The sequence below is a fragment of the Kaistia granuli DSM 23481 genome (assembly GCF_000380505.1).
GTDB classification, from domain to species: Bacteria; Pseudomonadota; Alphaproteobacteria; order Rhizobiales; family Kaistiaceae; genus Kaistia; species Kaistia granuli.
In genome coordinates this window covers 1-26,667 of sequence record NZ_AQYH01000005.1, presented here as the reverse complement: position 1 = coordinate 26,667, position 26,667 = coordinate 1, and the positions used below count along the sequence as shown (strand labels likewise).

Here is a 26,667-nt window from a genome sequence, read left to right as displayed (position 1 = left end):
ACTGTAGGGTCTGGCCTGGCGGTGACGGCGATGTCGCGCCGACGAGACGGAGAGAGACGGCGGGCGGATGCTTCCGGCCGGGCCGTCATTGCTGGTCTTCCATCCATCTTCTTCTTGTTGGCCACGTCCGTTTTGCGTCGGCCTGCAATGGAGATGAAAGGATTGGCCGCTATAGTCATGCGATCATCCGATGGGTCGGCGCGTTCGCGGGAATGCGGCCAGGGCTCCCGGAGCCGAGCCACGCTTGCATGACGGAACCACGCTCGATGAACAATCTGACCATTCGTCAACGTATTCTCGGCAGTTTCGCCGCGGTGCTGGTGGTGATGTCGATCATGGCGGCGCTCACCTTTCTCTCGCTGATCCGGACCGAGAACGAGGCGATTTCCGTCGAGACCAAGACGGTGCCGGGCCTGTTCTACAGCCTGGAGATGATGGCGGGCTGGATCGAGACGCAGACACTGGTGCAGGATCTGGCGCTGTCGGAAACCGACGCGGCGCGCCAGAGCGCGACGGCGGCGATCGAGGCCAATCGGGACTATCTGCGCGGCTTGATGGTCACCTATGAGAAGTCCTTCGATTCCGAGCAGGACAAGGTCAATCTCGATGTGGTGCGCCAGCTCGCCGACGACTTCTTCCCGAGGGAGGATGCGGTCGTCGCGATGATCCGCAATGGCGCGACGGCCGAAGCGGTGGCTCAGCAGCGCGCCTCCATCAAGAACGAACTCGAGCCGATCCTGGAGCAGATCCAGGCCGGCCTGCGCAAGATGGTCGACTACAACAAGCTCGAAAGCGACCGCTCGACCCAGACCATCCTCGCCAATGTGCAGTCGGCCAAGCTGGTGCTGATCGGCAGCTTCGTTGTCGCGCTCGTCTTGTCCGTTCTGCTCGCTTACTGGCTATTCCGCGCCATCATGGGGCCGCTCGGCCAGCTCGTCGCCGCCGTCGCGGTGATGCGGCGCGGCGATTTCAGCCAGCGCCTGGCGCTGGCGCGCCGCGACGAGTTCTCGACGCTGGCCGACGGCTTCAACGGCATGGCCGACGATTTGACGACGCTGATCGGTCAGGTGCAGAAATCCGGCATCCAGGTCAACACCTCGATCACCGAGGTCGCCGCGACCTCGAAGCAGCAGCAGGCGACGGCGAACGAGATCGCCACCACGACGACGGAAATCGGCGCCACTGCCAAGGAGATCTCGGCGACGTCGAACGAACTCGTCCGCACGATGAACGAGGTGTCGACCGTTGCCGAACAGACCGCCGAACTGGCGGGCGGCGGCCAGGCCGGCCTGTCGCGGATGGAGGCGACCATGCGGCATGTGATGGAGGCTGCCGGCGCCATCAACGCCAAGCTGGCGATCCTCAGCGAGAAGGCCGGCAACATCAACCAGGTGGTGACCACCATCACCAAGGTCGCCGACCAGACCAATCTCCTGTCGCTCAACGCCGCCATCGAGGCGGAGAAGGCCGGCCAGTATGGTCGCGGCTTCGCTGTCGTCGCCACCGAGATCCGTCGCCTCGCCGACCAGACCGCCGTCTCGACCTATGACATCGAGCAGATGGTCAAGGACATCCAGTCCGCCGTCGCCGCCGGCGTCATGGGCATGGACAAGTTCTCCGAGGAAGTGCGCCGCGGCATGACCGAGGTGCAGCAGGTCGGTGGCCAGCTGTCCGAGATCATCGAGCAGGTGCAGGGCCTGGTGCCGCGCTTCGAGATCGCCAATGAGGGCATGCAGGCGCAGGCGACCGGCGCCGGCCAGATCAGCGACGCGCTGTCGCAATTGAGCGAGGCGGCGCAGCAGACGGTCGAATCGCTGCAGCAATCGTCGCTCGCCATCGAGGAGCTGAACCAGGTATCGAGCGGGCTGCGCAGCAGCATCACCCGGTTCAAGCTGCGCGGCTGATGCGGTCCACTGAGGAGACGAGGGTCGAACCATGCTGTTCCTGATGTTTCGTCTGGGCAGGGACCGCTACGTTCTCGATGTCGAGCAGGTCGAGGAAGTCCTGCCCTTCGTCACGCCCACCGTCCTGGCTGGTGCGCCGCACGGCGTCGTCGGCGCTATCAACTATCATGGCGGCCCCGTGCCGCTGCTCGATCTCAGCCTGCTGGCGCTCGGCCGTCCTTCGGCCGCGGTGCTGAGCACGCGCATCATCCTGATCCGCTATCCCGTCGGGGAGGGCGAAACGCGCCGGCTCGGCCTCGTCGCCGAGCGGGTCATCGAGACCCTGTCGCGCGATCCCGCCGATTTCGTGCCGTCCGGCGTCGAGGCCGGCATGCCCCCCTATCTCGGGCCGGTCGCCGCCGATGCGCGTGGGCTGATCCAGCTGGTCCGGGCCGAGGCGCTGTTGCCGCCGGCCCTCCGCGACATCCTGTTTCGCCAGCTTGCGACGAGCCCCTGATGCAGGGCGTGATCGAACAGTTCCTGAAGGACGAGATCGGCCTCAGCAGCGACGCCGTCGGCGCTTCGGTCATTCGTCATGCGCTCAAGGAGCGGATGACGGCTCTCGGCACCACCGACCTGCACGCCTATTGGGATTTTCTCAGCGGATCGCGCGCCGAGCGGCAGGAGCTGATCGACGCCACCGTGGTTCCCGAGACCTGGTTCTTTCGCGATGAGGGCGCCTTCGCGGCGATGGCGCAACACCTGCACGCGCAACGGCGCCACCATCGCCCCCTCCGGCTCCTGAGCTTCCCCTGCTCGACGGGCGAAGAGCCCTATTCGATGGCAATGGCGATGTTCGACGCCGGTTTCGCGGCGGAGGCGTTCGTCGTCGAGGCCCGCGATGTCAGCGCGCGCAATATCGCCTATGCGGAGCGGGCGATCTATGGCCGCAACTCGTTCCGCGGCCGCGATCTCAGCTTCCGCGACCGCTATTTCGAGCCGGTCGAGGCCGCCTATCGGCCGCGAAACGCCGTGCGGGAGCGGGTGCGTTTCGTCTGCGCCAACCTCTTCGATCTCGACCTTCGGTCCGAGGCCGGTCGCTTCGACATCGTCTTCTGTCGCAATCTGCTCATCTATTTCGATCGGCCGACGCAGGACCGCGCGCTCGACCGGCTGAAGGGCGTGCTGGCCCCGGAAGGGCTGCTGCTCGTCGGCCCGGCCGAATCGGCGTTGCCGATGGCGCAGGGTTTCGTCTCCGCCCGGTTGCCGATGGCGTTCGCCTTCACGCTGAGGCCCGAGGGCGCGCAGCCCGCAACGCCGCCGGGCGCGGTGCGCCCGGTCCGCGCGCTTCCCCCGGGCGGTACCAAGGCGGCCGACCGGCCGGCCGCTCGGTCGCCCGCGCCTGCAAAATCACGTCCGGCGCCTGTCGCCCCGGCGGTACAATCGCCGGACCGCGTCGCCGCGAGCCTCGCCGCCATCGAACGCGCCGCCAATGCCGGCCGGCTGGCAGAGGCGGAGGCGGCGGCGCGCTCGCATCTGCGCGAATTTGGCTCGTCTGCCGAGGCGTTTTATCGCCTGGGCCTCGTCCTGGACGCCGCCGGCAACGCCGAGGAGGCGGTCCAGAATTATCGCAAGGCGATCTATCTCGCGCCCGATCACCGCGAGGCGATGGCGCATCTCGCCTTGTTGCTGCAACGACAAGGCGACGCGGCCGGGGCCAGGGTTCTGACCGGTCGGCTCGGCCGGATGACGAATAGGAGCGGCACTTGATGTCGGATGCTTCCGGGACATTCGCGGCCGCCGCGGCATGGGAGATCGACGATTGCTGGCGCCGGATCGGCGTCCAAGGCGATCGTTCTTGTCCGGAGCTCGAAACGCATCTGCATTGCCGCAACTGTCCGACCTTCGAGGACGCCGCGCGCGGGCTGCTTGACCGGCCGTTATCGGCGGATTATCGCGCCGAATGGGCGGCGCATTTCGCCGGCGAAAAGGCGGGCGAGACTGATGGCGACGAAGCGCTCGCCGCCGTCGTCATCTTCCGTATCGGCGAGGAATGGCTGGCCTTGTCGACCTCCGTGTTCGAGGAGGTGGCGGAGCCGCGCCGGGTGCATTCGCTGCCGCACCGGCGCAACGGCATCGTGCGCGGCATCGTCAATGTGCGCGGCGAACTGCTCGTCTGCATTTCCTTCGCCACCCTGCTCGGCATCGACAAGGACGCCGAGGTCGAGCGCCGCGACCGCAGCCTGCATTTCGAGCGGCTGGTGGTGATCGGCCGTGCCAATGGCCGGATCGCGTTCAGCGTGCATGAGGTGCACGGCATCCATCGTTTTCGCCCCAACGCGCTGACGGCGGTTCCGGGCACGGTCGGCCAGGCGGCGTCGGCCTTCACCAAGACCATGCTGGCCTGGCAGGGGAGGTCGGTCGGCATTCTGGACGAGACGAGACTTCTCGATGCGATCGATCGGAGCATCGCATGAGCAGCGAGGATTTCAGCCAGTTCTCCATGCTGGACCTGTTCCGGGCCGAGCTCGCGACGCAGTCCGAGGCGCTGACCGCAGGTCTCCTGGCGCTGGAGCGCAATCCGGTCGCGGCCGACCATCTCGAGGCGTGCATGCGCGCCGCCCATTCGCTGAAGGGCGCGGCCCGCATCATCGACCTCGCCGCCGCCGTCGAGGTGGCGCATGCGATGGAGGAATGCCTGGTCGCCGCCCAAAGAGGCCGGCTGGCCCTCAACCGCGACCATATCGACGCGCTGCTTGGGGGTGTCGACCTCTTGGCCGCCATCGCCGCCGGCAGCGACGAGCCAGGCGATACCGGCGAGTATCCAGCCGATGACGGCCGTTTCGCCGGTGTGATCGCCGCCTTCCTGGCAACGCTGGACGCCGCTTCGAACCCGGTCTCGGATCCACCGGTACCCCTCGTCGCGCCGGCCGCGAGTGCGCAGGGGACGGAACCCACCCGCGCGCCGGAGCCGCGTGTCGAAGCCGTTGATCCCCCGCCATCCGCATCGGGCGCTTCCGGTGACAGCATGGTCCGGGTCACGGCCGAGAGCCTGAACCGGCTGCTGGGGCTAGCGGGCGAATCCTTGATGGAAGCCCGCCGGCTTCGTCCGTTCCACGACGAATTGCTGCGGTTGAAGCGCCTGCAGAACAACACCGTCCGCGCCTTCGAGCATCTGCGCGCGGCCCTGCCGGTCACGGTCGAGGAGAAGGCGGCGCTCGCCTTTGAAGAGGCGCAGCGACAATTGCTGCAGGGTCATCTCTTTCTCGCCGCCCGCCTCGACGAGCTGGAAGCGATCGACCGGCGCGCCACCGATCTCGCCAACCGTCTCTATGACGAGACGCTCGCCAGCCGGATGCGGCCGTTCGAGGATGGCGTCCGGCACTTTTCGCGCAGCATACGCGACCTCGGCCGCAGCCTCGGCAAGCAGGTTCGGCTCGAGATCATCGGCGGCTCGACCAGCATCGATCGCGATATCCTGGAGCAGCTCGAGGCGCCGCTCGGCCATCTTTTGCGCAACGCCGTCGACCATGGCGTCGAGACTCCGGAAGAGCGGCTCGCCGCCGGCAAGCCTGCCGAAGCCGTGGTGCGTCTGGAGGCCTGGCACAAGGCCGGTCTGCTGCAGATCGTCGTCGCCGATGACGGCAGGGGCATCGAGCTGGAGGCGTTGCGCGCCGCGATCCTCGCACGCCAGCTGACGACGGAGGCGACGGCGGCCAGCCTGAGCGAGGCGGAGCTGCTGGAGTTCCTGTTCCTGCCCGGCTTCTCGATGAAGGCGTCCGTCAGCCATGTTTCCGGACGCGGCGTCGGCCTCGACGCCGTGCAGGCGATGGCCAAACAGGTGCGCGGCCTGGTCAGCGTTGCCTCGCAACCCGGCGCCGGAACGCAGTTCCGCCTGCAGCTGCCGCTGACGCTGTCGGTGATGCGCACGCTCCTGGTCGAGGTCGACGAGGAGCCCTACGCGTTTCCGCTGACCGGCATCATCCGCACGCTGTCGCTGGCGCGCGAGCAGATCGAGATGCTGGAAGGTCGACCGCATTTCCACTTCGATAACCGGCAGCTTGGCCTGCTGACGACGCACGAAGTGCTGGGACGCGGTGAGCCGCGGCTCGACGAAGGCGAGCTTTCGGTCGTCGTCGTCGGCGATCGCGGCGAGGCGTATGGGCTGGTCGTCGACCGTTTCCTGGGCGAGCGCGAGCTTGTCGTGCGGACGCTCGATCAGCGTCTCGCCAAGGTCAAGGATATCAGCGCGGCGGCCCTGATGGATGATGGGTCGCCGGTGCTGATCCTCGATGTCGCCGACATGGTACGTTCGGCCGAGAAGCTGGCCGCGGCCGGCGGATTGCGGACGCTGGAGCGGCGCCGGTCGGGCGCGGCCGCCGCGCGACGGCGCAAACGGGTCCTGGTGGTCGACGATTCGCTGACGGTGCGCGAACTCGAGCGCAAACTGCTCGACTATCACGGCTATGAGGTCGAAGTGGCGGTCGACGGCATGGATGGCTGGAACGCTGTCCGCTCCGATCCGTTTGACCTGGTGGTGACCGATATCGACATGCCCCGCATGGACGGCATCGAACTCGTCACCCTGATCAAGAAGGATGTTCGCCTGAGAAGCTTGCCGGTGATGATCGTGTCCTACAAGGATCGCGAGGAAGACCGGGCGCGCGGCCTCGATGCGGGTGCCGATTATTATCTGACCAAGGGCAGCTTTCATGACGAAACGCTGCTTCATGCCGTCGTGGATCTGATCGGGGAGGCAACGGAATGAACCTGCGCCAGGGAAGCATCGGATGAGAATCGGCATCGTCAACGACATGCCGATCGCCGTGGAGCTGCTGCGGCGAATCCTGGCCTCGACGGCCGAGCATCAGCTCGCCTGGATCGCCAGGGACGGCGCTGAGGCGGTGGCGCTCTGCCAGCGCGATCTGCCCGATCTGCTGCTGATGGATCTGAACATGCCGGTCATGGACGGGGTCGAGGCGACCCGCCGCATCATGCTGGCGACGCCCTGTCCGATCCTGCTGGTTACCGCCAGCATCGAGGACAACGTCCCGGGCGTCTACGAGGCGATGGGCCATGGCGCGCTCGACGCCGTCGACATGCCGCAGGCAGGCGTGCGGGGCGACGGCACAGGCACCGCCACGGCGCTCCTGACCAAGATCACCACGATCGGCAAGCTGGTGCACGAGGTGCCCGGCAAGCGGACCGCCACGACGGCGCAGCCGGTCGCCGGCGCGCGCGCCTCCAGCCTCGTCGCCATCGGCGCCTCGGCCGGCGGTCCGGCCGCCCTGGCGGCGGTGCTCGGCGGGCTGCCGGTCGATTTCCCGGCGGCGATCGTCCTGGTGCAGCATCTCGACGAGCAATTCGTCGCCGGCCTGGTCGATTGGCTCGGCCAGCATATCGCGCTGCCGATCCGGGCCGCCCGCGAAGGCGACCGGCCGAAGCCCGGCACCATCCTGGTCGCCTCGACCAGCGACCATCTGGTCTTCAAGTCGAGCCAGGAGCTCGGCTATTCGCAGCAGCCGCGCCAGCACATCTATCGTCCGTCCATCGATGTCTTCTTCGAAAGCGCCGCGCGCTGGTGGCAGGACGATCTGGTCGGCGTGCTCCTGACCGGCATGGGCCGCGACGGCGCCGCCGGCCTGAAGACGCTGCGTGAGCGGCATCATCTCACTATCGCCCAGGACCGCGCGACCAGCGCGGTCTATGGCATGCCGAAGGCGGCCGCCGAACTGGGTGCCGCCGCGGAGATCCTTCCGCTCGATTCCATAGCGTCGCGCCTCGTCGAGGCCTGCGCCCGTGCCAATGCTTGAAAAGGTCATCCCATGAAGGGTGAACAGGATTTCAACCCGCAGCAGCCCGGTTCGTCGGAGCTGCCGACACCCGTGCCGGCCGACAAATACCTGTCGATGGTCCTGCTGGTCGATGACCAGGTGATGATCTGCGAGGCGGTGCGACGGATGCTGGCCACCCAGCCGGACATGGACTTTCACTATTGCACCGACCCGATGGAAGCGCTGGCCGTCGCCGAGCGCGTCAAGCCGACGGTGATCCTGCAGGATCTGGTGATGCCGGGCATCGACGGCATGGAACTCGTGCGCCACTACCGCAAGACAGCCACGACCCATTCGGTCCCGGTGATCGTGCTGTCGGCCAAGGACGATCCGTCGATCAAGAGCGAGGCGTTCCAGGCCGGCGCCAACGATTATCTGGTCAAGCTGCCGGACCGGGTCGAGCTGATGGCCCGCATCCGCTATCACACGCGGGCCTATCTCGATCACGTCCAGCGCGACGAGGCCTATCGGGCACTGCGGGAGAGCCAGCGCCAGCTGATGCGGGTCAATCTCGAGCTGGAGCGGCTGACCCGGATCGACGGCCTCACCGGCCTCGGCAACCGGCGCTATTTCGATGAGTATCTCGGCGCCGAATGGAAGCGCGGCCTGCGCACGCAGACGGAGGTCTCGGTGCTGATGATCGATGTCGACCACTTCAAGCGCTACAATGACGCCTATGGCCACCTTGCCGGCGACGACGTGCTGAAGCGGGTGTCGGGCGTGCTGCAGTCGAGCGCCAACCGCTCAACCGATCTGGCAGCACGCTATGGCGGCGAGGAGTTCGTCATCGTCCTGACCGATGTGACGCTCGCCGGGGCGCAGCATGTGGCGGAGCGATTGACCGAGGGCGTGCGCGATCTCGCCATTCCACATGGCGAGGGCCGGATCAGCGTCAGCATCGGTGTGGCGACCATGCTGCCGGAAGAAGGCGGCTCGCCGGACGATCTCGTCAAGGCGGCCGATCAGGCGCTGTTCCGTGCCAAGGCCGAGGGCCGCGACCGGGTCGTGCTGCATGAGGGCCCGGCCAGGCCGGCGGCGAGTTCTTCCCCCTGAGGGGTTCGGGGCGGCCTGGCCGCCCCGAATGTCGTGCTAGCGCGAGATCGTTCCGGCGAACGGGCCGAGCGCCTCGGCGTGCCGGGCCACCAGCGACAGGCCGAATTCGGTCGGCCGCAGGGCGGGGCCGCGGTCGTGCACGGTCAATCCGGCGCGCGCTGCGAACAGGCGCTTGCCGTAGCAGATCAGCGTTTCGAGCGACTGCATGACGAAGACGATCGCCGGCACGATCTCGGCGTAGCGGGCGTCGGCGGCGGGGTCGCCGGCATCGTGCAGCCGCATGACCTCGACGGCGCGGTCGACCAGGTCGGGCGCCAGCAGGAAGCCGGCGCAGCCGGCGCGCAGATTGTCGATCAGCTCCAGCCCGCCGCGGCCGTTGAAGACGTCGATCCGACCCTCGGTGCGGGCGATCAGCCGCTCGATGCCGACGGCCGAATCCTCGGCCTTGATCAGCGTCATGTTGGGATGGCGCTCCATCAGCCGGGCGATGTCGCCGGCGTCGAGGCCGCGGCCGAGATATTGCGGCGCGTTCTGGATGGCCACCGGCAGGTCCGTCTGCGCCATGATGCGGCTGAAGAAGGCGATGTATTCGTCGGCGCCGTAGCTGCCGACGGCCGGCGGCTGCAGGATGATCCAGTCGGCCTTCGCCGCCTCCGCCGCCCGCACCAGCGCCACCTGTTCCTCGACCGACTGGCCGAGAATGGTGAAGCCGAGCGGCGCGCGGCCGCCGACATCCTCTGACACCCACTGCATCAGCGTTCGGCGCTCGTCGAAGGAGAGTTTTGCGACTTCGGTCGCGAGGCCGAGCGCGGCGATTCCGGCGACGCCGGCGTCGAGGCAGAGCTCGACCTGCCGGCGCATGGCGGCGCGGTCGAGCCGCTCGTCCTCGTCGAAGAAGGCGTAGAGGATGGCGTGAATGCCGCGAACGGTCATTTGGTGGCTCCCATGGTGAGGCCGCGAACGAGCTGCTTCTGGAAAATGAAGACGAAGGCGAGCACCGGCACCAGCATCAGCACGGCCGAGGCCGACAGTTCGCCCCAGCGCACCTGCTGATAGCCGACGAAGGAATAGAGGCCGACCGGCACGGTGCGGATCTCGTTGGTCAGCACCAGCGAGAACAGGAACTCGTTCCAGGAGAACAGGAAGGAGAGGATGGCGACGGCGGCGATGCCGGGTAGCGCCACCGGCAGGCAGATCTGGCGGAACGCCTGGAAATAGGTGGCGCCGTCCATGAAAGCGGCTTCCTCCAGCTCGCTCGGCAGATCCTCGAAGAAGCCCTTCATCAGCCAGACCACGATCGACAGGTTGATCGCGACATGGGCGATGACGAGGCCGGGATAGGTGTCCATCAGCCCGGTGCGGACATAGAGCACGAAGAACGGGATCAGCATGGCGACCGGCGGCGTCATCCGGGTCGAGAGAATCCAGAAGCCGAAATCGGAATTGCCGCGGAAACGGTAGCGCGCCAGCACATAGGCGGTCGGGATGCCGAGGGCGAGGGCGACTGCCGTGGTCGCCAGCGCGACGATCAGCGACGAGCCGAAATAGTTCCAGATGTCGCCGGCCTTTATGACGGCGAGGTAATTGTCCCAGATCGGCTGGAACCAGAAGCGCGGCGTGCGCGCCATGGCGTCGACCTGCCGCTTCAGGCTCATGGTGGCGAGCCAGTAGATCGGGAACAGGCACCAGATGGCGAAGGCCCAGAGGATCAGCCGGCGGGCCCAGGGCGCGAGGGCGCGCGCAAGCCGCGTGGCGGGCGAGAGCGGGCGCAGGTTCACGCGGTCGGGAGAGCTTGTCATCGTCATCTCGGCCATCACAGCGCCGCCTTGGGTTTGAACAGGTCGACCCGCCGCAGGAACAATTGGCTGGCGACGATGGTGACGATCAGCATGACGATGGCGATCGCCGCGGCATAGCCCATGGAAAGGAACTCGATGCCCTGCTTGTAGGCGAGCAGGTTGAGCGTGCGCGTCGCAACGCCCGGCCCGCCATTGGTCAGGACGAAGATGATGTCGAACGTCTTGAAGGCATCGATCGAGCGGAAGACGATCGCGACCGCCAGATAGGGGAACAGCATCGGCAGCGTGTGCTGGAAGAAGATCGCCATCGGCCCGGCGCCGTCCATGCGGGCCGCTTCCAGCGGCTCCTCGTCGAGGGCGGCGAGGCCGCCGGCGGCGATCAGCAGGATGAAGGGCGTCCACTGCCAGCTGTCGACGAGAATCAGCGACACCAGCGCCATGGTCGGCGAGCCGAGCCAGTCCTGCGCCGGCAGGCCCATCGTCTTCAGGATGTAGTTGAACACGCCGAGCGTCGGATTGAACATCATGCGGAAGGTGAAGACCGCCGCCACCGGCGTGATCGCCATCGGCAGCAGATAGATCAGCCGGAGCGCCGAGACCGCCCGCGTCTCGTGATGCAGGAGGGCGGCGATGCCGACGCCGAGCACGAGCTGCAGCCCGACGGCGACGACGGTGAACAGCACCGTGATCCAGGCCGCGTTCCAGAATTCGCTGCTCGAGAACAGAGCGAGATAGTTGCCGAGGCCGATGAAGGCGATGTCGTTCGGCGCGGTCAGCGAATAATTGGTCAGCGAGAAGCCGACGCTGACGACGAAGGGAATGAGCGTCAGCCCGGCCAGGAGCACCGTGGCCGGTGCGAGCATGAGCAGGATGAAGCGGTTGCGGCTGCGGGCGGCGGAGGAGCGCATCTTGGGGATCCAGTCAGATGCGGGGCGGCTTTCGCCACCCCGCCAGTCGGTTTCGAAGCGAAGCGGGCGGATCAGCCGATGGCGGCCCGCATCTTCTCCGCCGCAGCCGTCATGGCCGACTGCGCATCCTTCGCGCCGGTGACCACTTCGTTCACGCCTATGCCGAAGGCGTCGAGGATCTGCGGCCCCTTGGCGTGGAACCAGGTCGCCTTCATCAGATCGGCGTCGGCGGCGTTCAGGTTCTCCAGTACGGCCGACACGGCCTGCTTGCCGAAACGCTCGCCGAAGGCGCTGGTCTTCCAGGCCGAGGTGCGCTGGGTGGCGAGGCCGGCCGCCGCGGCCATCGCCGCCGTCGGCTTCGAGGTCGCCCAGAGCAGGAACAGGAAGGCCGCGTCCTTGTTGGCGGCGTTTGGGTTCATGCCGATCGTCCAGTTGTAGATGTTCGGCTTGGCCGGCTTGCCGGCGGCCGTCGGCATGCCGCCATAGATGGCCTGGCCGGCGACGGCGCTCTTGTCCTTGTTGCCGATGTCGGTGGCGAAGTTGGACGAGTCGCTCGACATCGCGACGGCGCCGGCCATGAAGTCGTTCAGGCACTCCATCCAGTGGTAATTGCCGCTGCCGATCGGGCCGGCCTCGCGCAGCAGCTTGCCGTACATGTCGATGGCTGCCACCGCCTCGGGCTGATCGACGGCGACCTTGCCGTCGAGGCCGATGATGGCGCCGCCATAGGAGAAGACGAAGCCGCCGGCCGGCCAGGTGGCGCCGTCACCCGACTTGGCGCGCATGGCGATGCCGGCGATGTCGTCGGTCTTCAGCGCCTTGGCGGTGGCGAGCAGCTCGTCCATCGTCTTCGGCAGGGCGAGGCCCTTCTCGTCCAGCATGGTCTTGTTGGCGAACAGCGTCTGCGCCTCGGCCGTGACCGAGACGACATACTGGTTGCCGTCGGCCCAGGTCTGGTAGGCGCGCGTCGACGGGAACAAATCGTCCACATCCCACCAGGCGAGGTCGGTCAGCTTCGGGTCGGCGAACATCGGGCCGAGCGGCTCGAGCCAACCGGCGGTGACGGCCTGGCCGAGCGCCCAGACCATGTAGACATCCGGCGTCGCGCTCTTGGCGCCCAGCTTGACCGGCAGCGAGGCGATGTATTCCGACTCCGACTGGGTCTGGACCTTGACCTCGATGCCGGTCAGCTTGGTGAAATGCGGCACCAGCGGCGTGATCGCATCCATCCACGGGTGCTGGACGCCGTTCAGGACGATCGTCGCGCCGCTCTGGCGCTTCCAGTCCATCTTGGCCGATTCCCACTGGCCCTTGATGTCGTCGAAGACTTCGCTGGCGAAGACCGGCACGCCATGCACCGACAGGATGCCGGCGCCGGACAGGATCGCGGTTGCCTGCAGCAGGCTGCGGCGGGTGATCGGCAGATGCAGTCCACCCTTGGGCGGCAGAACGGATTTCGACATGGTTCCTCCCGAATTGATACGCACAGGACGGACGATTTGCATCCTGCGTCCGGCCGGCCCGTCGCCTCCTGCGGCGAGCCTCATCATACTCATCAACTTGATAAGTAGGATTTAGTGATGCTAAGAATGGGACTCGTGGCGAGGGAAAGTCAAGCCGGTCCTCCGGCCTCCCGAGTCCGATGGCGTAGCGGACGCGTAGGATAGAGGTCGCGTCGGCCGGGCCAGGGTGAGGAGTTCGGGAGGTTGATTTGGTCGACGTACAGCTTCGTGGCGTGTCGAAACGCTGGGGTAATTTCGCTGCCATCCAGGATCTCAATCTGGAGATCGCGCATCAGGAGTTCCTGGTGCTGCTCGGACCGTCCGGCTGCGGCAAGACGACGACGATGCGCATGATCGCCGGGCTAGAGCCCGTCTCCGGCGGCGATATCCTGATCGGTGGCGAGCGGGTCAACGATCGTCCGGCGCGCGACCGCGACATCGCGATGGTGTTCCAGAACTACGGCCTCTATCCGCATTTCACCGTCGGAGAGAACATCGAATACCCTCTGAAGCTGCGCAATCTCCCCGCGGCCGAGCGCCAGCGCCGCGTCAAGTCGGCGGCGGAGAAGGTGCATCTCGAAGCCCTGCTCGAGCGTCGCCCGCGCGCTCTTTCCGGCGGCCAGCGCCAGCGCGTCGCCTTGGCGCGCGCCATCGTGCGGACGCCGAACCTCTTCCTGATGGACGAGCCGCTTTCCAATCTCGACGCCATCCTGCGCGTCTCGATGCGGGCCGAGCTGAAGCGGCTGCATCACGAGCTGAAGACGACCACCATCTATGTGACGCACGACCAGATCGAGGCGATGACTTTGGCGACCCGGGTCGCCGTCATGAACAAGGGCGAAATCGTCCAGCTTGGCACTCCGGAAGAGATCTACGAGGATCCGGCCTCGCTGTTCGTCGCCACCTTCATCGGCTCGCCGCCGATGAACCTGATCGCCGGCACCCTGTCGGCCGGCACGTTCACGGCGCCCGGCGTTCGCCTCGGAGGCTTCCCGGTCCAGCTTGGCGGCGCGGTCACGCTGGGCATCCGCCCCGATCACATCGTCGTCGCCCCGCCGGAAGAGGCCGATGTCGTCGGTTCCGTCTATTCGGTCGAATATACCGGCTCCGGCATGCAGATCACGGCACAGCTCGGCGAGACGCGAATGACGGTGATGGCCGATTCATCCTTCCGGCCGCAGCTCGACGAACGCGTCGGCTTGCGCATTCGTCCGGAACATATTTTCCTCTTCGACACGAAGAGCGAAAAGCGCCTTCGCTTCTGACAGGACCGATCCTCATGGCCTTTGATTACATCATTGCCGGCGGCGGCTCGTCCGCCTGCGTCGCGGCGACCCGCCTGGTTCGTGACCATGGCGCCCGTGTCCTGCTGATCGAGCGCGGCCCGTCGCACTACGCCAAGCTCATGCAGATGCCGGCCGGCTACATGAAGTATCTCGGCCGCGAGGACTTCCTCGAGATGCACCACACGGTCGAGCAGCCGCGCCTCGGCGGCCGCGGCCCGATCGTGCCGCAGGCCAAGGTTCTTGGCGGCGGCAGCTCGGTCAACGCCATGGTCTATATGCGCGGCCAGCGCGACGACTACGACCATTGGGACGAATTCCTCGGCGGCAATACCGGCTGGAGCTATGCCGACCTGCTGCCGCACTTCAAGGCGCTGGAAAAGAACCAGAAGTTCAACGACGCCTATCACGGCATCGACGGCAGCCTGCTGGTCTCCGACCCCGGCCAGCTCTGCGAGATGACGCGGGACTATATCCTCGCCGCCCAGGGCGCCGGCATTCCCTACAATCCCGACTTCAACGGCGCGCGCCAGAACGGCGTCGGCGTCATGCAGCACACCATGGGCGTGGTGAACGGCAAGATGCGCCGCAGCGACGCGGTGTTCTCCTTCCTGTCGCAGGTGATGAACGACAAGCGCCTGACCGTCGTCACCGAGGCGCTGGTGACCCGCATCCTGTTCGAGGGCAACCGGGCCGTCGGCGTCGAATATGTGCACGAAGGCAAGCGTGTCGAGGCGCGCGCCGATCAGGAAGTCCTGGTCGCCACCGGCACCTACAATACCGCCAAGCTCCTGATGCTGTCCGGTCTCGGTCCCGAGGCCCATCTGAAGGAGCACGGCATCGCCGTCCATGCCGATCTGCCCGGCGTCGGCCAGAATTTGCAGGACCACCACGAGGTGCCTGTGATCGCCACCACCAAGCGGGCGAGCGGCTATTTCGGCGAGGACAAGGGCTGGCCGATGCTGCGCAACGGCCTGCAATATGTGCTGTTCGGCACCGGTCCGGTGTCGACGACCGGCATCGAATCCTGCCTGTTCTACGATCCGGACGGTGGCGACCGGCCGACCGTGCAGCTCTATTGCGCGCCGATCGTCTATCTCGACCGCGATGTCACCGATATGCAGCCGACGCATGGCGTCACGCTGACCTCCTGCCTGCTGCGGCCGAAGGCGCGCGGATCGGTCAAGCTTCGTTCGGCCGATCCGGCCGCCAAGCCGGTGGTCGATTCGAACTTCTTCGGCGATCCCGACGATTTGCGCCTGACGATCGCGTCGATGCGCTTCGCCCGCAATCTGCTCAAGACCGAGCCGGTCGGCTCCAACATCAAGGGCGAATTGCTGCCGGGTTCCGACAAGGTCAGCGACGACGAACTCGCCGCCTTCTGCGCCAAGACGGTGAAGACCAATTATCACCCGTCCGGCTCGGTCCGCATGGGACCGGATGGCGACCCGATGGCCGTGCTCGACACCAAGCTGCGCGTGCGCGGCGTTGACGGGCTCCGGGTCATCGACTGCTCGGCGATCCCGTTTATTCCGTCCGCCAACACCAATGCGATCGCGCTGGCGCTCGGCAACAAGGCGGTGTCGATCCTGATGAACGAGACCGTCGCGCCGGCCGTGTTCTGATCGCTGACGGAGCGGCGGGTGCACTATATGGTTGCAGGCGCGGGGTCTTGACCCGCGCCTGAAGAGGTCGTCCCGGACGGCCGGAGTTGTGAGACAGATCGTGGTCGTTGACCGTTCCTCCCCATTGGGGTCCAGCCTGACCGGCGAGCGCAAGAAGGTTCGTACCCTGGTCGACGACGCCGTCCAGACCGTGGGGCGCGCCATCGTCTGGGGCCAGTATCCGCCGGATACCACCCTGCCGGTCGAGGCGGAGATCGCCGCCGAACTGGGCGTCGGCCGCAATGTCGTGCGCGAGGCGATCAAGATCCTGTCGGCGAAGAGCCTCGTCCTGGCCGGGCGCGGCACGGGCATGGTCGTGCTGCCGCGCGGCGAATGGAACTATCTCGACCCCGACGTGATCCAGTGGAACCTCGATCATCCGGAGTTGCGCGACGAACTGATCGACGAACTGAGTGCCCTGCGCGCCATCATCGAGCCGCAGGTGGCGGCGCTGGCGGCGACCGCGGCCTCGACGGTGGAAGTGCTCCGTCTGTTCGAGGCCTACGAGGCGATGGAGAACGCGCCGGACAAGTTCGCCGGCATCGAGGCGGACATCCTGTTCCATCGCCGGCTGTTCGAAGCCTGCCACAACAAGATGATGCTCAGCCTGATGCGGACGGTGTTCGTCGTGCTCCGGGCCAATTTCGCGCTGGCGATCGAGGTCGATGCCGTGTCGTCGCGCTATCCGGACGACCACAAGCTGGTCGCCGAGGCCATCCACCAGCGCGATCCCGAGCGGGCCCGCGCCATCATGACCAAGCTGCTGCACAAGAATATCGAGAACGTCGCCAAGATGCGCCGCGCGCGCAGCCTGCTCGGCGTTCAGACCCCCTGACATTTCGCCACCACCACGCGGGCCATCGCCCGCGGCGCCATTCACTCGAGGAAACATGACCCGCAAGACCCCACTCCGCTCGCAGGCCTGGTTTGGCGGCTTTGACAAGGACGCCTTCATTCACCGCAGCTGGATGAAGAATGGCGGCCTGCCGGACGACATGTTCGACGGCCGGCCGGTGATCGGCATCTGCAACACCTTCTCCGAATTCACGCCCTGCAACGCCCATTTCGGCCCGCTGGTCGAGGAAGTGAAGAAGGGCGTGCTCGACGCCGGCGGCTTCCCGCTCGAGTTCCCGGTGTTCTCCTGCGGTGAATCCAACCTTCGCCCGACCGCCATGCTGTTCCGCAACCTCGCCTCGATGGACGTCGAGGAATCGATCCGCGGCAATCCGATGGACGGCGTCGTGCTGATGGCCGGCTGCGACAAGACCACGCCGTCGCTCTTGATGGGCGCCGCCTCCTGCGACCTGCCGACCATCCTCTTGTCCGGCGGCGCCATGCTGAACGGCAAGTTCCGCGGCAAGGACATCGGTTCGGGCACGGATGTCTGGAAATTCTCCGAGGATGTGCGCGCCGGTGTGATGAGCCCGGAGGACTTCATGGCGGCGGAAAGCGCCATGTCGCGCTCGCCTGGCCACTGCATGACGATGGGCACCGCCTCGACCATGGCGTCGATGGCCGAATCGCTCGGCGTCACGCTGCCCGGCAACGCCGCCTATCCGGCCGTCGACGCCCGTCGCGCCCGTCTCGCCCGGCTGACCGGCCGTCGCGCCGTTGCCATGGTCAACGAGGATCTGCGCCTATCGAAGGTGCTGACCCGCGCCGCCTTCGCCAATGCAATCCGTATGAACGGCGCCATCGGCGGCTCGACCAACGCCGTCGTGCACCTGCTTGCCATCGCCGGCCGCATCGGCGTCGACCTGACGCTCGACGACTGGGACGCCTTCGGCCGTGACATCCCGACCATCGTCAATCTGATGCCGTCGGGCAAATATCTGATGGAGGATCTCTGCTATGCCGGTGGCATTCCCGCCGTCATGGACGCGATCCGCGACCTGCTCGATCTCGACGCGTTGACCGTCACCGGCCGGACGATCGCCGAGAACATCGAGGGCGTCGAGAACTTCAACCCCGACGTCATCCTGCCGCGCGACAAGGCGCTGGTGCAGAACGGCGGCATGGCGGTGCTGCGCGGCAATCTCGCGCCGGACGGCGCCATCATCAAGCCGTCGGCCGCCTCTCCCGAACTGATGCAGCATCGAGGCCGCGCCGTCGTGTTCGAGGACATCGATCACTACAAGGCGCGCGTCGACGATCCCGCCCTCGACATCGATGCCAGCTGCATCATGGTGCTGAAGAACTGCGGCCCGAAGGGCTATCCCGGCATGGCCGAGGTCGGCAACATGGCGCTGCCCCGCAAGCTGCTGCAACAGGGCGTGCGCGACATGGTCCGCATCTCGGACGCGCGCATGAGCGGCACCGCCTTCGGTACCGTCGTGCTGCATACGGCGCCGGAGGCCGCCGTTGGCGGTCCGCTGGCGCTGGTCCAGGATGGTGATTTCATCGAGCTCGACGTTGCCGGCCGCCGCCTGCATCTCGACGTCAGTGACGAGGAACTCGCCCGCCGCCGGGCGCTGTGGCAGCCGCTGAAGCCCGCCATGGAAGGCGGCTACCAGTCGCTCTATGTCGAGCGCGTGCTGCAGGCCGACAAGGGCGCCGATCTCGACTTCCTCGTCGGTTGCCGCGGCCACGCCGTCCCGCGCGAAAGCCACTAGGACGACATGCCGGGCCGGATTGATAAGGGGATAAACCTTTCTTCCGGCCCGGAAATCTTCTTGACGCCAAAGGCCTGGTTGATTTGAAGAACAGTCTTCAGGGCGGGGCATGGAGCTGCCGTCGTCGGGACGTTCTGAAATGCCCTGCGCTACAAGGATCACTGGCGTCGCATCTGGATCTTGCGAGCCATATCCGCCTTCCTGCCCCCGGCGGGACACGACTGGCGCGGCCCCGTCGTGAGCGTGCTACTCCCTCCGCTGGGGCGGCTGATCGATGCCGCCATCCATGCCGGCTACCGCAAGCAGACGCGGGAATTCCGGGCCGAAATCGGGGCTCTGCCCCGCGTGGCCTTTCCGGTCAGCTACAACGACAAGATGTTCTGGCGGCGCGTGTTCGATCGCAACCCGGCTTTCATCGCCTATTGCGACAAGCTGGAAACCAAGGCGATCTTCCAGCGCTGCGCCGACCAGGCCGGGATCGACGTCCGGATTGCCAGGACGCTGTGGGCGGGCGAGGATCCTGCCGAACTGCCAGCGTCGCTGCGCCATTCTGGCGTCGTCCTGAAGATGAATTCCGGCTCGGGTCGCAACTGGTTCTTTCATGAGCGCGCCGAGGACGAGGCGCTGCTTTACGCCACCTGCCGGGACTGGCTGGCGGGGCCCTACGGTCGCGATACCGCCGAATGGGCTTACGGCGAGACATCGCGCCGGCTGTTTGCCGAGGAGGTCCTGCATCCGGACTCGCATCAGATCGACGACATCAAGGTCCATCTCTTCGCCGGCGAAATTTTCTACGCCATGATCTACCGGGGCGAGAAGTCGCCGGTCGGACTGTCGGCGATCTTCGACGGCCAGGGGCGGCGCCTCCGCGTCACCAATACTCTGGTGGCCCGCAATCCGGCGCGGGCGCTGCCCGATGGCTACTGCGTGCCGGACTGCTACGGCGAGGCGATGCGGGCGGCGAGGGCCGTGGCGGCGGGCTCGGACTATCTCCGCGTCGATTTCATGGTCGTCGACGGCAGGCTCCATGCCGGCGAGATCACGCCCTATCCGACAGCCGGACTGATGACCAATTCCGATTCCGCCGTCCTCGCGGCGATGGGCCGATGCTGGGATCTCGGCCGATCCTGGTTCCTGTCGACGCCGCAGACGGGTTGGCGCGCCGTCTACCAACGCCTGCTGCGAGCCCATGTCGCTGGGCTCTCCGTGGATCCGGTTCCTGTTCTGGCGTGAACGGTTTTCGCGGCCGGAAGCCAGGTGCCGTCTCCTGCGGCGGCGGGGGCGATCTCGCTCCCTGCGCGCTGGGCTAGTGTTTCACGTGTGACGAAATCTGGGGGCAGGGCGGGGCGCGCTGCGACGCATCCTTCGGACGCTGCCAGCTGGGAAGCTTCGGGAAGCGGATACCCCGGCCTCGGCGTCCGGGCGGGGTCCGGGAGCCGCTCGCGTCGGAAGGCCCGGCTTCATCGGTGCTTCCGGACCTTGTCCGCGCCGTTTGACTTTCCCGTCAGTGTGCTTATGTCTGAAGCACCATGCAGACCTATTCGACCTTTCGCCGTTCCCTGCTCCACGCAGGTCTTCTGATCGCGGGACACTAGCCCCGGGTTCGGCGTGCGCGTTCGCCCCGGACACGGGGTTTGTGCCAGCATGACTTTCCTTACATTCCATCCAGACTGTCTCTTCCTGCCCTAGCGCTTTCGCGCGCCGACCGGGCGCAGTCTGGTCCAGCAAGACGCCCTGGAACGATGTCGCGCGCGCGGCGACGAACAGGGCGCATTCATTCTCGGTCCTCACCGCACTTCCCAACGGGAGCGGGGCGATGGAAGATCAATTCCGGACCATCGTCGCTCGCGAACGAGCGCGGTCCAACTTGGAGACGAAGACCATGACGACGCGCAGCGCCGGCCGCCTGAAGCCCCGCATCACGATCCTGGCCGCCGATCACGAGCGGCTCTCGACGCTTGCCCGTGCGGCGACCAATACGCATCCCGACGTTTCGGCGATCCTGACCGAGGAGCTCGACCGCGCCCGCGTCGTCGCCGATGCCAAGCGCTCGCACCCGTTTGTGCGGATGGGCCATGAGGTCGAATATCGCGATGACACGGCCGGCGCCGTCCGCAAGGTCACGCTCGTCTATCCGGAGGATGCCGATATCGGCCAGGGCAAGATCTCGGTTCTGACCCCGATCGGCGCCGCCCTGATTGGCGTCGGCGTCGGCGAATCGATCAGCTGGGAAACCCGCAATGGCGAGCTGAAACGCCTGACCGTGCTGCAGGTCGGCGACGCCGAGGTCGCCTGATGTTGGCGAGGGCCGCCGTCATGCTCGTCCGGGCCTAGGGGCCTGATCGATGGGCGACTGGCTGCAGGCCCTCATCGATCTCGCCGCCCGGCATCCGCACTGGGCGGCGCTGCTGGTTTTCGTTAGTGCGATGGCGGAGGCGATCGCCGTCGTCGGCATGTTCGTTCCGGGCACCGCGATCCTGATCGGCATCGGGGCCGTCGTCGGCCTCGGCGAATTATCGATCTGGCCGATCCTGATCTGGGCGACGCTCGGCGCCATCGCCGGCGATGGCGTCTCCTACTGGATCGGCCATCGCTACAAGCAGCGGATCCGCACGATCTGGCCCCTGCGCGAGCGCCCCGAGCTTCTGGCCAAGGGCGAGGCGTTCTTCGACCGCTTCGGCCTTTTGAGCGTGGCGATCGGCCGGTTCGTGCCCGGCGTGCGGGCCGTCATTCCGCTCGTTGCGGGCGTCGTCGGCATGCCACCCGTGCGCTTCTATGTCGTCAATGTCCTTTCCGCCCTGATCTGGGCGCCGGCACATATCCTGCCCGGCGCCGGCATGGGCCTCGCGCTCGGCGTGCTCGGCTCGATCGCCGGCCGTCTGGTGGCGATCCTCGTCGGCGCGCTCGTCCTGGTCGGCCTCGTCATCTGGCTCGCGCATCTCGGCCTGCGCTGGGTGCTGCCCGGCCTCAGCCGGCGCTACCGCCGCTTCATCGTCGCCAGCAAGCGCCGCGGAGCCGTGTTCGACCGCGTGCTCGTCACCGTGCTCGATCCCGACGATCCCGGCACATCGACCCTGATCGTCATGGGGTTTGCCGCGATCGCGCTGGCGGCGGCGTTCGTGTCGCTCGCCGAGGACGTCCTCATGCGCGAGCAGATCACCCGCATGGATTCGGCCCTGAGCACGCTGGTCCAGGGATGGCGCACGCCGAAGCTCGATACGGTGATGATCGCCATCACCACGCTCGGCGACGGTGTCGTCATCATTCCGGTGCTGCTGGCGACCGCGCTTTGGCTGCTTCTCCACCGGGCCCGCAAGCTGGCCGGCGGCCTCATCCTGACAATGGCCTTCGCCGCCATCTCGGTGCCGCTGGCCAAGGGCGTTTTCGTCATTCCCCGGCCGATCGATCTCTATTCCGGGGCCGACGCCTTCAGTTTTCCCAGCGGCCACGCCACCTCGTCCGCCGCCCTCTATGCCTCGATCGCCTGGCTGGCGACGCACAATGCGCCGTTCCGCTGGAAAGTGGTCGTTTTCGCGCTCGCCGGCCTGCTCGTCGCAGCGATCGCGGCGTCGCGCGTCTATCTCGCCGCGCACTGGCCTTCCGACGTGCTGGCAGGCCTGGCGCTCGGTTCGGCGCTGGCGGCGATCTACGCGCTGGTGTTCCGCCGCCTTGATCTGCAGGCGATGCGGCCGCTGCGGCTGGTCGGGCTCGTGCTCGGCGTCCTTCTCGTCGCCGGCGGGCTGCGCTTCGCCACTCATTATGATGCGGCGGTCGAGGCCTATCGTCCGCGCACGGTCGAGACGGCGATGGAGGCGACCCGCTGGCGCGACGGCGACTGGGCCATCTTCCCGGCCGATCGCTGGGAGCTCGACGGCTCCGACGGTGGCGCGCTGACGCTGCAGTCGGATCTGGATGCCGCGACGCTTCGGGCCGCGCTGACGTCTGGCGGCTGGCAGGTGGCGCCGTCCGGCGATCTTGGCGGCTTCGCCCGTTTCCTGACCCCGGATGCGCCGCTCGACGGTTTGCCGCCCCTGCCGCTGACCCATGCCGGTCGCTTCGCTGCGCTGACGCTTGTCCGTCCGGTCGATGCCGACAATCGTGTGGTGTTGCGGTTCTGGCCGACCACGACGTTCGCCGAGGCGAGCGGACGCCGAGACCGGATCCTGCTCGGTTCGCTGACGCGCGAACGGATCAGCCGCCCGTTGCAACTCGCCACCCTGCTGCAGGACCAGGAATTGTCGTCGGCCGAGCAGTTCGGCCTGCTCGGCTCCTTCGCGGCGCCGGCCGGCCTACAGGCAATTGCCGACGAACAAGGCGGCCGGCGGATCCTGCTGCTGACCGGCATAGCGGGTCCGAGCGCGCCCTGATGCCGGGCAACCCCGAACGCGCGCCGCCGCTCGTTCCTCTCGCGTTCCGAGCTATCGCGCTTCGACGCGACTTGCTGCCGCGGCTGCAGGCGCTCCGGGATTCCCATCGCAGCGAACGCCGGAAAGACGGTCGCATCACAGCCCGCGACGTCGCGCGTCTGGCCGCGCCCCATGCCTGGACGCTCCTTGTCTCCGGGCTAGGGGCAGGGCCGGGGAGCCAGCCCTCCGGCATCGCAACGGCTGCTGTGGGCTGGCTGCAACAGCGACCTCGAATGGTGGATTGGACGGATCGTTCAAACCATTCGTTAACGCTGTTCTTCGTATGCCTGAGCGACCAGCAACGGTCGGCCAGACCGCGTACCAGGGTCAGCGACAAACATGCGTTCTTCCAATCGGCCTCCCCAATACACCACCCTCCAGTCCGCCGAACCGGCGGCGCGCTCCCCGCGCGAACGAGAGGCACTGCATCATCCCGATCCATCGCGTCCCGCCGCCGCGCCGGTGGCGCGCGACGCACCGGTGACCGGGCCGGATGGCGAGCCGCTGCCCTCCTGGCTGCAGCCCTTCACGGCCGGGATGAATGCCCGGTTCACCCGCACCCCGGACTATTTGCGCCGTCCGCGCCATGCGGCGGGCGATGCCGAATCTCCGGCCGAAATCGACGAGACGGCGGCCGAGGCGACGGAACCGCCCGTCGCCGCCGCCCCGGTTCCCGTCGCGCTGGTGACACCGGCGCCCGTCGCGCCCGCTCCCGTGGTTTCGGCCCCGGTCAAGATGGCTCCGGTCGCCACCGTCGTCGCCCCGACCCCGCCGGTCACGCGCAGCCCCGTCGTCCCCTCGATGGTGCCGCCGAATGTCCTGTCGGCCGCGACGCAGACACCCGTTGCTCCGCCCGTCGCCGATGCGCCGGCGGTCTCCGAGCCCGTGTCGCAGCCCGATCGCCAGGCCGAAATCGTCGCGGCGGCGCAGCCTTCCAACATCCGCCGCCTCGAGCGCCTGATCCAGGTCGGTCGCGCCGTGCCGCCAGTCCGCGCCATCGGCTTGCCCGAAGCGCCGGTCGCCGAAGCCGAGCCCGCCCGCGTGACGCGCCCGGTGCGCCCGGCCGCGCCGACGACCGCTCCGTCGGTCGCCGCGGCGCCCGCTCCGGCCAGTGAGCCCGTCGCGATCGCCCCGGTCCCGAGCTTCGTTGCACCGGTGCTGCGCGCTCCCGAAACCCTGTTGCCGGGCTTTGTCCAGGCTTCGATCCAGGTCTGGTTCGAATGGCCGATCTGGGTCACGCCGGTGCAGTCGCTGAGCGCGCGGTCGCGCGAATCGCGCCGTCTGCGTCGCGAGAGCGCCCTCGATACGGTCGCCGTCGAGCCGATTGCCGCAGCGCCCGAGCCCGTTCCGGCGCCGGTCGCCATCGCCCCGGAGATCGTCCCGGTTAGGGCCGAGACCGTCGTCAGCTTTCATACCTGCGAGTACGAACTGCCGCCGCTGGAGCTGCTCGCCGAGCCGCCGGTCAGCGAGCCGCCCTTCGAGCTTTCGGCCGAATATCTCGACCAGAACTCGACCTTCCTGCAGCAGACGCTGCGCGATTTCGGCGTTCGCGGCGAGATCATCGACGCCAATCCCGGCCCGGTCGTAACGCTATACGAGCTGGAGCCGGCGCCCGGCACCAAGTCGAGCCGCGTCATCGGCCTGTCGGGCGACATCGCCCGCTCGATGAGCGCGGTGTCAGCGCGCGTCGCCGTCGTCGAGGGCCGCAATGTCATCGGCATCGAGCTGCCGAACCAGACCCGCGAGACGGTATGGCTGCGCGAATTGATGGCAAGCCAGGATTTTGCTGAAGCCAAGGCCAAGCTCGGCCTCTGCCTCGGCAAGACCATTGGTGGCGAACCGGTGATCGCCGATCTCGCGCGCATGCCGCATCTGCTCGTCGCCGGCACCACCGGCTCCGGCAAGTCGGTCGCCATCAACACCATGATCCTGTCGCTGCTCTACCGGCACCGCCCCGAAGAATGCCGCCTGATCATGATCGATCCGAAGATGCTGGAACTCTCTGTCTACGAGGGCATCCCGCATCTGCTCACCCCCGTCGTCACCGACCCGAAGAAGGCGGTCACCGCCCTGAAGTGGGCCGTGCGCGAGATGGAGGAGCGCTACAAGAAGATGTCGCGCCTCGGCGTGCGTAACATCGACGGCTTCAACGTCCGCGTTGCCGAAGCGAGGGCGAATGGCGAGGTCATTACCCGTACGATCGATACCGGCTTCGACCGGACGACCGGCGAAATGACGCAGGAAGAGCAGGTGATGGATCTCACCCATCTGCCTTTCATCGTCGTCATCATCGACGAGATGGCCGACCTGATGATGGTCGCCGGCAAGGACATCGAAAGCGCCGTCCAGCGTCTCGCCCAGATGGCCCGTGCCGCCGGCATCCATCTTGTCATGGCCACGCAGCGTCCCTCGGTCGACGTCATCACCGGCACGATCAAGGCGAACTTCCCGACCCGCATCTCGTTCCAGGTCACGTCGAAGATCGACAGCCGCACCATTCTGGGCGAGATGGGCGCCGAGCAGCTGCTTGGCCAGGGCGACATGCTCTATATGGCCGGCGGCGGCCGCATCACCCGCGTGCACGGTCCGTTCGTGTCTGATCATGAAGTCGAGCAGGTGGTCGCGCATTTGAAGCGCCAGGGCCGCCCGGAATATCTCGACGCCGTCACGGCCAGCGACGAGGAGCCGGAAGAGGCCGTCGCCGAGGACGATGTCGCGGTCTTCGACAAGAGCACGATCGGCGAGGAGGGCGGCGACGCCTATGAGCAGGCCGTCGCCCTCGTGCTGCGGGACCGCAAGGCGTCGACGTCCTATATCCAGCGTCGCTTGCAGGTCGGCTATAACCGCGCCGCCTCGATCATGGAGCGGATGGAGCAGGAAGGGATCGTCGGCCCCGCCAATCATGCGGGCAAGCGCGAGATCTTCATGGAGCGCTAGGCGGATCCTTCTTCGTCTCTCTATAAGAACAGAAACGGCGGCCTTCGGGCCGCCGTTTCTGTTTCGGCCTGTTTCCGGCCTGTCGGCAGACCGACCTGGTGGTGCTGTCGCCGATCTCCTCGGGACGGCATCCGCCGGAGCGGCCTCGGCACGGCGGGATCGCCGTGACGACCACCATTTCCGCATGGCCGCCATGCGAAGCCGGCGCAGGATCGTCGATCCCAATGATCCAGCCTTCGACAGCGGCTCGGCTGCCCGCTTCGACATCGACCAAGCGCCGGCGGACATCTTAACGAAAATTAATCTTTTCAATCACTTAGGTTGGATTGGCTGATTTCTGCGGGTTGTGCGGTGTTGTGGGCCGGCTTATCCACATGGGTTGGGTGGTGGGGGTTTGGATGGCTCGAATTGTTGTAATTCGCGGTTGACGGGGTCGGGTGTCGTCCGTATAAACCACCTCAAGAACGCGGGCGGCACCGCTGCCAGCGAACGGAAAACTCGTCTCTGAGTTTTGTTATTTGGGTGGTTGACTGGTTGTCGGAAGATGACTAGATAAGCGCCTCCGGTTCGGCCGGGCGGTTTGGTTCCCAGGGTTGCTCTTTTGGGTGGCTTGTTTGGATCGAGCGGTTTGGTTTTGAGCTTTCGACAGGGTAAGACCTGTCTGTTGTTTGACAAGTGAATAGGAAGAAAGAGAAACGTAGACGGCGATGTCCTTGCGGCTTGTCCAGGTAACTGGATGAGCGAAAAGAGACTTCGGCGGTACTACGTTTTATCAAGCTCGCTTAG

General features: G+C 66.7%; 19 protein-coding genes. 15 read left to right on the top strand and 4 right to left on the bottom strand.

What is annotated here, in order from left to right:
* Nucleotides 1–248 precede the first annotated feature (248 nt).
* Genes G342_RS0105755 through G342_RS0105725 form a run of 7 tightly spaced genes read left to right on the top strand, consistent with a single transcriptional unit; the run spans nucleotide 249 to nucleotide 8,770 of the window.
* Nucleotides 249–1,904: a methyl-accepting chemotaxis protein gene (locus G342_RS0105755; RefSeq protein WP_245557226.1), complete on the top strand. Its 1,656-nt coding sequence runs from the start codon at nucleotides 249–251 to the stop codon at nucleotides 1,902–1,904.
* A gap of 31 nt (nucleotides 1,905–1,935) precedes the next feature.
* A complete protein-coding gene (locus G342_RS0105750) occupies nucleotides 1,936–2,400 on the top strand; it encodes a chemotaxis protein CheW (protein WP_018182157.1) in 465 nt (154 codons plus the stop codon).
* A complete protein-coding gene (locus G342_RS0105745) occupies nucleotides 2,400–3,653 on the top strand; it encodes a CheR family methyltransferase (protein WP_018182156.1) in 1,254 nt (417 codons plus the stop codon). The genes G342_RS0105750 and G342_RS0105745 overlap by 1 nt, the downstream gene beginning before the upstream one ends.
* Nucleotides 3,653–4,360 (top strand): chemotaxis protein CheW, encoded by a 708-nt coding sequence (locus tag G342_RS0105740; RefSeq protein WP_018182155.1) that lies wholly within the window; start codon nucleotides 3,653–3,655, stop codon nucleotides 4,358–4,360. The genes G342_RS0105745 and G342_RS0105740 overlap by 1 nt, the downstream gene beginning before the upstream one ends.
* The gene (locus G342_RS0105735) at nucleotides 4,357–6,651 is read left to right on the top strand and encodes a hybrid sensor histidine kinase/response regulator (RefSeq protein ID WP_018182154.1); all 2,295 of its coding nucleotides are present in this window, start codon (nucleotides 4,357–4,359) and stop codon (nucleotides 6,649–6,651) included. Before G342_RS0105740 ends, G342_RS0105735 begins: the two co-directional genes overlap by 4 nt.
* Nucleotides 6,652–6,673: 22 nt before the next feature.
* A complete protein-coding gene (cheB, locus tag G342_RS0105730; RefSeq protein WP_018182153.1) occupies nucleotides 6,674–7,696 on the top strand; it encodes a chemotaxis response regulator protein-glutamate methylesterase in 1,023 nt (340 codons plus the stop codon).
* 12 nt (nucleotides 7,697–7,708) lie between these two features.
* Nucleotides 7,709–8,770, top strand: coding sequence for a GGDEF domain-containing response regulator (locus G342_RS0105725; RefSeq protein WP_018182152.1), 1,062 nt, complete (start codon nucleotides 7,709–7,711; stop codon nucleotides 8,768–8,770).
* 36 nt (nucleotides 8,771–8,806) lie between these two features.
* On the opposite strand, the gene G342_RS0105720 is transcribed toward G342_RS0105725, so the two are convergent.
* The 4 genes from G342_RS0105720 to G342_RS0105705 all read right to left on the bottom strand — a co-directional run bounded on the left by G342_RS0105720 (nucleotide 8,807) and on the right by G342_RS0105705 (nucleotide 12,940).
* Complete coding sequence (locus G342_RS0105720; protein ID WP_018182151.1) at nucleotides 8,807–9,703, bottom strand: dihydrodipicolinate synthase family protein; 897 nt, start codon at nucleotides 9,701–9,703, stop codon at nucleotides 8,807–8,809.
* The gene (locus G342_RS0105715) at nucleotides 9,700–10,569 is read right to left on the bottom strand and encodes a carbohydrate ABC transporter permease (protein ID WP_156830834.1); all 870 of its coding nucleotides are present in this window, start codon (nucleotides 10,567–10,569) and stop codon (nucleotides 9,700–9,702) included. Before G342_RS0105715 ends, G342_RS0105720 begins: the two co-directional genes overlap by 4 nt.
* 14 nt (nucleotides 10,570–10,583) lie before the next feature.
* Nucleotides 10,584–11,477, bottom strand: coding sequence for a carbohydrate ABC transporter permease (locus G342_RS23380; RefSeq protein WP_018182149.1), 894 nt, complete (start codon nucleotides 11,475–11,477; stop codon nucleotides 10,584–10,586).
* Nucleotides 11,478–11,548: 71 nt separating this feature from the next.
* A complete protein-coding gene (locus tag G342_RS0105705) occupies nucleotides 11,549–12,940 on the bottom strand; it encodes an ABC transporter substrate-binding protein (protein WP_018182148.1) in 1,392 nt (463 codons plus the stop codon).
* Between the two features lie 248 nt (nucleotides 12,941–13,188).
* Here G342_RS0105705 and G342_RS0105700 point away from each other — a divergent pair, with 248 nt between their 5' ends.
* The 8 genes from G342_RS0105700 to G342_RS0105665 all read left to right on the top strand — a co-directional run bounded on the left by G342_RS0105700 (nucleotide 13,189) and on the right by G342_RS0105665 (nucleotide 25,881).
* Nucleotides 13,189–14,244: an ABC transporter ATP-binding protein gene (locus G342_RS0105700; protein ID WP_018182147.1), complete on the top strand. Its 1,056-nt coding sequence runs from the start codon at nucleotides 13,189–13,191 to the stop codon at nucleotides 14,242–14,244.
* A gap of 14 nt (nucleotides 14,245–14,258) precedes the next feature.
* Complete coding sequence (locus G342_RS0105695) at nucleotides 14,259–15,887, top strand: GMC family oxidoreductase (RefSeq protein WP_018182146.1); 1,629 nt, start codon at nucleotides 14,259–14,261, stop codon at nucleotides 15,885–15,887.
* Between the two features lie 100 nt (nucleotides 15,888–15,987).
* A complete protein-coding gene (locus G342_RS23375; protein ID WP_156830832.1) occupies nucleotides 15,988–16,761 on the top strand; it encodes a FadR/GntR family transcriptional regulator in 774 nt (257 codons plus the stop codon).
* A 55-nt stretch (nucleotides 16,762–16,816) separates the two neighbouring features.
* Nucleotides 16,817–18,538 carry an IlvD/Edd family dehydratase gene (locus tag G342_RS0105685; RefSeq protein WP_018182144.1) on the top strand — a complete coding sequence of 574 codons (1,722 nt, stop codon included), beginning with the start codon at nucleotides 16,817–16,819 and terminating at the stop codon, nucleotides 18,536–18,538.
* Nucleotides 18,539–18,775: 237 nt separating this feature from the next.
* A complete protein-coding gene (locus G342_RS23370; RefSeq protein WP_051094130.1) occupies nucleotides 18,776–19,771 on the top strand; it encodes an ATP-grasp fold amidoligase family protein in 996 nt (331 codons plus the stop codon).
* 649 nt (nucleotides 19,772–20,420) lie between these two features.
* Nucleotides 20,421–20,834, top strand: a complete 414-nt coding sequence (gene rnk / locus G342_RS0105675; RefSeq protein ID WP_026304161.1) for a nucleoside diphosphate kinase regulator — start codon at nucleotides 20,421–20,423, stop codon at nucleotides 20,832–20,834.
* 49 nt (nucleotides 20,835–20,883) lie between these two features.
* Nucleotides 20,884–22,905, top strand: coding sequence for a bifunctional DedA family/phosphatase PAP2 family protein (locus G342_RS0105670; protein ID WP_018182141.1), 2,022 nt, complete (start codon nucleotides 20,884–20,886; stop codon nucleotides 22,903–22,905).
* A gap of 378 nt (nucleotides 22,906–23,283) precedes the next feature.
* A complete protein-coding gene (locus G342_RS0105665; protein WP_083931118.1) occupies nucleotides 23,284–25,881 on the top strand; it encodes a DNA translocase FtsK in 2,598 nt (865 codons plus the stop codon).
* The last annotated feature ends 786 nt before the right edge of the window (nucleotides 25,882–26,667 follow it).

What these genes read in the sequence shown, in the direction of transcription:
- G342_RS0105755 (WP_245557226.1), top strand. Translation starts at nt 249, where the DNA reads ATGACGGAACCACGCTCGATGAACAATCTGACCATTCGTCAACGTATT.
- G342_RS0105750 (WP_018182157.1), top strand. Translation starts at nt 1,936, where the DNA reads ATGCTGTTCCTGATGTTTCGTCTGGGCAGGGACCGCTACGTTCTCGAT.
- G342_RS0105745 (WP_018182156.1), top strand. Translation starts at nt 2,400, where the DNA reads ATGCAGGGCGTGATCGAACAGTTCCTGAAGGACGAGATCGGCCTCAGC.
- G342_RS0105740 (WP_018182155.1), top strand. Translation starts at nt 3,653, where the DNA reads ATGTCGGATGCTTCCGGGACATTCGCGGCCGCCGCGGCATGGGAGATC.
- G342_RS0105735 (WP_018182154.1), top strand. Translation starts at nt 4,357, where the DNA reads ATGAGCAGCGAGGATTTCAGCCAGTTCTCCATGCTGGACCTGTTCCGG.
- cheB (WP_018182153.1), top strand. Translation starts at nt 6,674, where the DNA reads ATGAGAATCGGCATCGTCAACGACATGCCGATCGCCGTGGAGCTGCTG.
- G342_RS0105725 (WP_018182152.1), top strand. Translation starts at nt 7,709, where the DNA reads ATGAAGGGTGAACAGGATTTCAACCCGCAGCAGCCCGGTTCGTCGGAG.
- G342_RS0105720 (WP_018182151.1), bottom strand. Translation starts at nt 9,703, where the DNA reads ATGACCGTTCGCGGCATTCACGCCATCCTCTACGCCTTCTTCGACGAG.
- G342_RS0105715 (WP_156830834.1), bottom strand. Translation starts at nt 10,569, where the DNA reads ATGACAAGCTCTCCCGACCGCGTGAACCTGCGCCCGCTCTCGCCCGCC.
- G342_RS23380 (WP_018182149.1), bottom strand. Translation starts at nt 11,477, where the DNA reads ATGCGCTCCTCCGCCGCCCGCAGCCGCAACCGCTTCATCCTGCTCATG.
- G342_RS0105705 (WP_018182148.1), bottom strand. Translation starts at nt 12,940, where the DNA reads ATGTCGAAATCCGTTCTGCCGCCCAAGGGTGGACTGCATCTGCCGATC.
- G342_RS0105695 (WP_018182146.1), top strand. Translation starts at nt 14,259, where the DNA reads ATGGCCTTTGATTACATCATTGCCGGCGGCGGCTCGTCCGCCTGCGTC.
- G342_RS0105685 (WP_018182144.1), top strand. Translation starts at nt 16,817, where the DNA reads ATGACCCGCAAGACCCCACTCCGCTCGCAGGCCTGGTTTGGCGGCTTT.
- rnk (WP_026304161.1), top strand. Translation starts at nt 20,421, where the DNA reads ATGACGACGCGCAGCGCCGGCCGCCTGAAGCCCCGCATCACGATCCTG.
- G342_RS0105670 (WP_018182141.1), top strand. Translation starts at nt 20,884, where the DNA reads ATGGGCGACTGGCTGCAGGCCCTCATCGATCTCGCCGCCCGGCATCCG.
- G342_RS0105665 (WP_083931118.1), top strand. Translation starts at nt 23,284, where the DNA reads ATGCGTTCTTCCAATCGGCCTCCCCAATACACCACCCTCCAGTCCGCC.